The following is a 7,442-nucleotide window of genomic DNA, read 5'->3' as shown; positions in this document are numbered from 1 at the left end:
GCCAACGCACGAACCGATAAGCCCTCAACCCGGGCGTCCCTCCGAATCCGCGCGAACAACTCCACTCTCGACTCCATCCAGACCAGCCTTCCGCCGCATCCATCCACTGATGGATCCAACGTTGAAGGTGGGGCCACAAATAACCGTCACAGGTGCCCGGCGAGTCACGAAGTGGGGCCAGAAATAACCGTCCTACCGGGGCCATCCAAACCTGTCACAGCCAGACCGGCCAGCTTCCCCTCTCCCCCAGTTGTTTTTGGCTGCTGGCGGAGCTTGCGGAGCTGTGCCCGACGGAGGCCTGTCTACCCTTGGGCAAGGGCCGGGAAATTCCCGGAGGAAATCAGCGACGCAGGAGCGCCGGAGGGAAATTCCCGGCACGCAGGCCCCGGAGTTCACGGAGGGGCTAGAGGGGACGGAGCGGGCACGTACAATCCCTTGGGACAGCGGCCAAAACAAGAAAAATGCTTCTACAGCCCGAGCGAAGCGAGGACCATTACACAGCGCCCAGCGCTGTGCGCCACCGAAGTTCGCCGGGCGCGCTCTCAATCGGGCTGAGGAAAGGGCACTGCTTTTTCAAGACATCACCGCTCCCACTCCCGCAACGGAGCCGAGTGTCAATGTGGCACGATATGGCCGACTTTTGTGGTGCTAAATGGCAGCCTGCTGGCCGGCAAGGGCTCGTGACCGCCTGTAGAAGGTTGCTCGGGACATTCCCAAGTCGCGGGCAACCTGCGCCGCGGGCTCTCCACCTTGTACCAATCGGACAGCAGTTCGAATCTGGCTATCGGTAACCCGACGGGGCCGCCCGCCAAGACCCAGGCCCGCCTCTCTTCGCTTTTCGATGGAATCCGTGACGCGTTCGCGCTTGATTTCGTATTCCATCTGCGCGAGAGCGGCCATGATCGTGAACAACATTGAACCCATCGGCGTAGCGGTGTCGACGTCGCCTCCGCCCAGGTTCAGCACGCGCAGGCCGGCGCCCCTGCTGCGGAGTTCATCCGCGAAGGCAAGCATGTTTTGGGTGGACCGGCCGAGCCGGTCCAAAGTCGCGATGACGAGCGTGTCACCCTGGATGAGCGCGTCGAGTGCCCGATCGAACTGTGGTCGCGACGCACGTGCTCCGGAGACTCCATGGTCGATGTACAGGTCATCGGGTCGAACGCCGGCGGCCAGGAGATCCGCCCGCTGCCGGTCCGTGGACTGCTGCCGTGTCGAAACACGTGCATAGCCAATAAGTTTCGACATGCCTGCCTCCAAGTGTGTCTCGTAACTAATGATTAGTATGCCGATTCCACCCATGGGTTTCGAGACATAGTTATGAGAATGGCCTGGTGCTGGGAAAGCCATGGGATGGCACCGGAATTAGAACCCTGCGGACGCGTTGCTTTCCTCTGGACGAGACACCTCGTATCTCAAGGGTTGCAAGGCACGTAGATGAGTCAGTTTAGGAATCCACGAATCATTGGCGTCTGATGTTCGACTTTTGTAAGGCCGCCACACCTCGGCGCCCCCGTCAAAGGTGTAGCCGCCGTCGCGGATCCGATTGGCCCAGGGCGCGATATTCCCGGGCACCGGGCTCACGCCTCTGAAATCGAACCGTCAGAGGGCGGCTATCGTGTCGGCGCTCGGCCCCAATGCGGCCGCCTGCATCGAGAGGGCGGCGGCGTATCTACCTGACCGGACGACGATGTCACTCTGTGACGGTTGTTTGAAAGGGAGGAGGCCGATCTTAGGACTTGTAACCGTGCGGGTTGTTTTTCTGCCAGCGCCAGTGATCCTCGCACATCTGGTCCACAGTCTTGGTGGTTGACCAGCTCAGGTCGGCCAGAGCCGAGCTCGCGTCGGCCCAGAACGCGGGGAGGTCTCCGGCACGGCGTCCGGTGAGTCCGTAGGGGATCGGACGGCCCGCGGCTTTCTCGAAAGAGTGCAGTACCTCGAGCACGGAGGATCCCTTGCCCGAGCCGAGGTTCCAGCGGAAGACGCCTGTCCGGGCCGCGACGTGGTTGAGTGCGGCGACGTGGCCTTGGGCGAGGTCAACGACGTGGATGTAGTCGCGCAGGCAGGTGCCGTCCGGGGTGTCGTAGTCGGCGCCGAACACCATCAGCTTCTCGCGCCGGCCGACGGCGACTTGTGCGATGAAGGGCACAAGGTTGTTGGGTATGCCCTGCGGGTCCTCGCCGATCCGGCCTGAGGGGTGTGCGCCGACAGGGTTGAAGTACCGCAGGAGGGCGATGTGCCAGCGGTCGTCGGCAGCTCCGAGGTCGGCGAGGATGTCCTCGATCTGTTCTTTGGTCCGGCCGTATGGGTTGTTGGCGCCGATCTCCATCTTCTCCATGTAGGGGATCGGGTTGTGTTCCCCGTAGACCGTGGCGGAGGAGCTGAAGACGATTGAGCGCACGTCGTGCCGGTCCATCGCCCGGAGCAGGCTCAGTGTGCCCACGAGGTTGTTGTAGTAGTACATCAGGGGCTCCCGGACGGATTCCCCGACGGCTTTGAGGCCGGCGAAGTGGATGACCGCGTCGATCGGCTGCTCGGTGAAGACGGCGTCCACGGCCGGCTCGTCCACCAGATCCACCCGGTGGAAGGCCACAGGCGTGCCGCTGAGCTCGGCGACCCGGAGCAGCGACTCCTCACTGGAGTTGACCAGGTTGTCGATCACCACCACTTGATGGCCGGCTTCCTGCAGGGACAAGACGGTGTGGGAGCCGATGTAGCCGGCGCCTCCGGTGACCAGAATTCTCATTGGGCCTTTCCTGGGGGGATTGGGACTGGTTTTGCCGTGTGTTCGTGGGGCCGCCGCGGCGGACGCGGGTCAGGAGATGCGTGCGGCCCCGGCCGAGGGGGAGACGGTGAAGATGTCCGGCCGGGTGAATCCCGCCTCGGCGAAGGCGCGGGTGACGGCGTCGCGGACCTGCTGCTCGTCCTGCACCGGGGTAAGGGCGATTGCCGAGCCGCCGAAGCCGCCGCCGGTCATGCGGGCTCCGATGGCGCCGTGGGTCCGTGCCGTGTCGACGGCGAGGTCCAGTTCCGGGCAGGAGATCTCGAAGTCGTCCCGCATGGAGGCGTGGCTGGCATCGAGGAGGGGGCCGATGTGGGCCGGGCCCTGGGTCCGGAGTGTGTTGACAGTCTGCAGCACGCGGTCGTTTTCGGTGACGATGTGGCGGGTGCGCCGGAATGTCGTGGCATCGAGGAGTCTGCTGGCCTCCTCGAGGTCCCGGACGGCGACGTCCCGCAGGGCCTTGACGCCCAAGGCTTCGGCGGCGAGCTCGCAGGATGCGCGGCGGGAGGCGTAGCCGCCGTCGGCGTGCGAGTGTTCCACTTTCGTGTCGATGACCAGCAGGACGAGTCCGGCTTCCCGTGCCTGGAACGGCACGAGTTCCGCGGCCTGGTCGCGGCAGTCAAGGAAGACGGCGTGGCCTGTGGCGCCTCGCAGCGACGCGGACTGGTCCATGATGCCGGTCGGCGCTCCTACGAAGGCGTTTTCCGCGTGCTGGGTCAGCAGGACCATGTCCTCGGCCGAGAGCCCGGCTACGGTGAGTTCGTTGAGGGCGGTGACGACGGCGCATTCAATCGCGTGCGAGGAGGACAGCCCGGCCCCGAGTGGGACGTCGGAATCGAGGAGGAGGTCGAAGCCGGGGACTTCGATGCCGTGCTGCTGCAGCGCCCAGACCACTCCGAGGGGATACTTGGCCCAGCCGGTGACGGCGCCCGGCACCAGGGCGGCGGCGTCGGCCTCCACGATGCCGTCGTCGCCAGAGGTGGACAGCAGCCGGACGGTGGAGTCGTCGCGGAGCCGGACGGCGGTCCTGGCCCGCTTGTCGATCGCGAAGGGCAGGACGAAGCCCTGGTTGTAGTCGGTGTGCTCGCCGATCAGGTTTACCCGGCCGGGGGCGGCCCAGACGCCGTGCGGTGCCGCGCCGAAGGTGGCCTCGAAGCGGTGCGCCAGGGCGCCGGTCCCGGCGTCGGTGCGTGCTGTTGTTTTCATGCGGGGGCGCCTTCCGGGCTCAAGGTGGTGCGGGTTGCGAGTCCGGCCGGCTGGGCGGCCACTTCGCGCAGCCGGGCCGCGACGGATTCGGGGGTGGTGTCGTTGATGAAGGCGCCCATGGCGGCTTCGGAGCCGGCGAGGTACTTCAGCTTGTCGGCGGCGCGGCGGGGGGAGGTCAGCTGCAGGTGCAGGTGGCCGGCCCGGCGCATGGCGGGCTCCAGCGGAGCTTGGTGCCAGGCTGCGATGTAGGGGGTCGGCGTCGGATACAGGGCGTCAAAGCGTTTGAGGAGTTCTGGGTAAAGCTCGGCCAGCTCGTCGCGCTCGGCGCCGTCAAGGGCGGCGAGGTCCGGGATCTGGCGGTGCGGGACGAGGTGGACTTCCAGCGGCCAGCGAGCCGCGAAGGGGACGTAGGCGCTGAAGTGTTCGCCCTCGAGGACCATGCGGCTGCCGTCGCTGCGCTCGGCCTCCAGCAGGGAGGCCGTTAGTGTTGCCGTGCCGTCCATCGTGTCGGCAAACTTGCCGGCCGCGGCGGCCAGGGCAGCGGCGCGCGGCGTCACGTAGGGGTAGGCGTAGATCTGCCCGTGCGGGTGGTGCAGGGTGACGCCAATGTCTGCGCCCCGGTTTTCGAACGGGAAGACCTGCTGGATGCCGGGCAGCGCGCTGAGTGCTTCCGTGCGGTGGGCCCAGGCGTCGATCACAGTGCGGGTGCGGCGCCAGCCCAGTTCGGCAAAGGATCCGGTGTGCTGCGGGGTGAAGGCCACCACTTCGCAGCGGCCGACGGCGGGCGCTGTGGTTCCCCAGCCCGGCGCGGCGGGAATCCCGTGGGCATCGGGGCCGAGCGAGGGGAAGCGGTTTTCAAAGACGGCCACGTCATAGTCCGGCGCCGGGATCTCGGTCTGGTTGGCCGGCGTCGTCGGGCATATCGGGCACTGGTCCGCGGGCGGTAGGTGGGTCCGCGACTGCCGGTGCGCGGCGACGGCCACCCACTCGCGGGTGAGCGCGTCAAAGCGCAGCTGGCCGGGCTCGGGGCGGGCAGGAAGTTCCCGGTGGTCCATGAGGGAGGCGGTGGGCCGCTCGGCGGACCCTGCGTCGTCAAAGTAGAGGATCTCCCGGCCGTCGGCCAGAGAGTTCGTGGTGATGCATGTCGTTTTCACATTTGTACCTTTCCCGTTGCTAGAGTGCGGTGAATTTGAGCAGAAGTGCGTGTTCGGGGTTGAGGGCGGGCATGGGCAGTCCCACCTCCGCCAGGAAACGGCCGTCCGCAAACGCGCCGTCCGCCATCCAAGCCGGGGGCTTGACCTGCGTGAACGTATGCGAATAGTCGGCGTCACCGGGAGCCGGGAAGACAGGCTCCACACGGTACTCCCGGTCCGGCTCCAAGCCGGGGATGGAGATCCGCCCCGGTTGTTCGGCGAGGGCGGTGCCTGTGCGGACCAGGGCGAACAGCGCCGCCGTCGAGCCCGGGGAAACGGTGGCCTGGGAGGCGCCGCTGGGGGCCACGACGCCGTGCAGCATCAGCGATTCGTCGGGGACATCCGCGCGGACCATCCGGCCGCTGTGGATGAGCTCCCGGTGTTCCTTGTAGAGGGCGATGAAGCGTTTGAGTTCCTCACGCTCGGCGCCCTGGACCCCGCGGACATCCCATTCCATGCCGAAGTGGCCAAACAAAGCCGTGATGGCACGAAACGATAGGTCGTGCGTGCGGGCCGTGGTGTGCGATGTGGTGGGGCCGACGTGCCCGCCCACGAGTTCGGGCGGGACCACCAGCCCGGTCCAGCGCTGGATGGTCTGCCGTTCCAGGGCATCGTTGCAGTCCGATGCCCAGATGCGGTCCGTGCGTTCCAGGATGCCCAGGTCCACACGGGCCCCGCCGGAGGAGCAGCTTTCAATCTCGACGCAGGGATGGGCCTTCTTGAGTTCGTCAAAGAGCCGGTAGGCGGCCAGGGTTTGTTCGTGGACCGAGGAGCGGCCGGCATGGCCGTGCTCCAGCTGGTCCCTGTTCTGGTCCCACTTCAGGTAGCTGATGTTGTTCTCGCGCAGCAGGGCGTCGACGCGGTCGAAAATGTACTGCCACGCGTCCGGGTTCACGAGGTCGATCACCTGCTGGTTCCGCCATTCGATCGGGAGGCGGCCTCCGTCCTTGTAGCTCTGGACGGAGGGACCAACGATCCAGTCGGGGTGCGCGCGGACAATGTCGGAGTCCAGGTTGACCATTTCGGGTTCCACCCAGAGCCCGAATTCCATCCCGCGGGAGGTGACGGCGTCGATGAGCGGTGTGAGCCCGTTGGGCCAGAGGGTTTCGTCGACGTACCAGTCGCCGAGGCCGGCGTGGTCGTCGCGGCGACCGCGGAACCAGCCGTCGTCGAGCACAAAACGCTCGACGCCAAGATCCGAGGCGGACTCGGCCAGTTCGATCAGCGTGTCGATGTTGTGGTCGAAGTAGACAGCTTCCCATGTGTTCAGCACCACCGGGCGCGGCTTTCCGGCGGGCAGGCCGGTAGCGGCAGCGGGCAGCACGTGGTGCGGGCGGTTGCGGAACCAGCTGTAGAAAGCCTCGCTGATGCCGTCCAGGCCGCGGCCGGAGTAGGCGGCGAACAGCGCAGGGGTGGTGTAGCTGGCACCCGGCTGGAGGATGACTTCGGCCGGGCCGAGGAGCTCGGAGCCGCCGATCATGGTGCGGCCATCGCCGATGCTGTCGGCGAACTGTTCGTGGTTGCCGCTCCAGGCGAGGTGCGTGGCCCAGACTTTTCCGTGGCGGTTGCCGAAACCGGCGGTCCCGGCTGCGAAGAGCAGCGAGGAGTCGTGCCCGGTCCGGCCGTGTCGGCCGGTGCGGACCCAGGTGCCCTGCTGGATGGGGCGCCGCTGCGGGTGGCGTTCCCGGCACCAGCGTCCGGTCAGGTCAAGGAGTTCGACGGCGGCGGGTGCCACCGGGAGAACAGTGGCCAACTCGTCGAGCTGGTAAGGCGTGGTTCCGGTGTTTGTGACGGTGTGGCGTAGTTCCAGCAGGCCGCCGTCATGCAGGGTCAGGACAGACGATATGCGGATCCCGGCGTCGGCGTCTGCCTGGATGATGACGACGGCGCCAGCGCCGTCCGATACCACCTCAGTCACGCGGAGCCGTACGGAGAAGTCGTAGCCGGGAACGCCGTCGGCAATGCGGTGACCTCGCAGAGCGGGCCGGCCCCGCCAGCTGGATGAGGCCTGCGGCAGCAGGCCCGCGGGAACTGTGGCGTCGGCGGACGACGGTGGGATGGCCGTCTGGAGGATAGCGAGGTCCGGCAGGGTGCTGCCAAGGTCCGTGCCCCAGTGGATGACCTCGGCTTCCCCGCTGTCGAAGCTGATCACCAGGCTGGTGCCGGCGGAACGGAGGTGGAGGGGTTCCATAAAATGCTGTCCTTCTGAGTGGGAGTGAACGGGTAAGGCTGCGCGCCGGGGGAAGACGACGCCCGCGGCGCGC

At 66.8% G+C, this 7,442-nt stretch carries 5 protein-coding genes; all 5 read right to left on the bottom strand.

Going from position 1 to position 7,442, the window contains the following annotated elements:
- Positions 1 to 648 precede the first annotated feature (648 nt).
- The 5 genes from AC1DEY_RS06240 to AC1DEY_RS06220 all read right to left on the bottom strand — a co-directional run bounded on the left by AC1DEY_RS06240 (position 649) and on the right by AC1DEY_RS06220 (position 7,369).
- Entirely contained in the window at positions 649 to 1,245 is a 597-nt protein-coding gene (locus tag AC1DEY_RS06240; RefSeq protein ID WP_476867186.1) for a recombinase family protein, read from the bottom strand.
- A gap of 484 nt (positions 1,246 to 1,729) precedes the next feature.
- Positions 1,730 to 2,743 (bottom strand): UDP-glucose 4-epimerase GalE, encoded by a 1,014-nt coding sequence (gene galE, locus AC1DEY_RS06235; protein WP_476867185.1) that lies wholly within the window; start codon positions 2,741 to 2,743, stop codon positions 1,730 to 1,732.
- 69 nt (positions 2,744 to 2,812) lie between these two features.
- Positions 2,813 to 3,985: a galactokinase gene (galK, locus tag AC1DEY_RS06230; RefSeq protein ID WP_476867184.1), complete on the bottom strand. Its 1,173-nt coding sequence runs from the start codon at positions 3,983 to 3,985 to the stop codon at positions 2,813 to 2,815.
- Positions 3,982 to 5,139 carry a galactose-1-phosphate uridylyltransferase gene (gene galT, locus AC1DEY_RS06225; protein WP_476867183.1) on the bottom strand — a complete coding sequence of 386 codons (1,158 nt, stop codon included), beginning with the start codon at positions 5,137 to 5,139 and terminating at the stop codon, positions 3,982 to 3,984. Before galT ends, galK begins: the two co-directional genes overlap by 4 nt.
- A gap of 19 nt (positions 5,140 to 5,158) precedes the next feature.
- Positions 5,159 to 7,369 (bottom strand): alpha-galactosidase, encoded by a 2,211-nt coding sequence (locus tag AC1DEY_RS06220; protein ID WP_476867182.1) that lies wholly within the window; start codon positions 7,367 to 7,369, stop codon positions 5,159 to 5,161.
- Positions 7,370 to 7,442: the final 73 nt, after the last annotated feature.

It is taken from the genome of Arthrobacter sp. 05T47 (assembly GCF_056395825.1).
This window is presented reverse-complemented; position numbering and strand designations above follow the sequence as displayed.

Coding starts and splice junctions, on each gene's coding strand:
- AC1DEY_RS06240 (WP_476867186.1), bottom strand. CDS start 1,245: ATGTCGAAACTTATTGGCTATGCACGTGTTTCGACACGGCAGCAGTCC.
- galE (WP_476867185.1), bottom strand. CDS start 2,743: ATGAGAATTCTGGTCACCGGAGGCGCCGGCTACATCGGCTCCCACACC.
- galK (WP_476867184.1), bottom strand. CDS start 3,985: ATGAAAACAACAGCACGCACCGACGCCGGGACCGGCGCCCTGGCGCAC.
- AC1DEY_RS06220 (WP_476867182.1), bottom strand. CDS start 7,369: ATGGAACCCCTCCACCTCCGTTCCGCCGGCACCAGCCTGGTGATCAGC.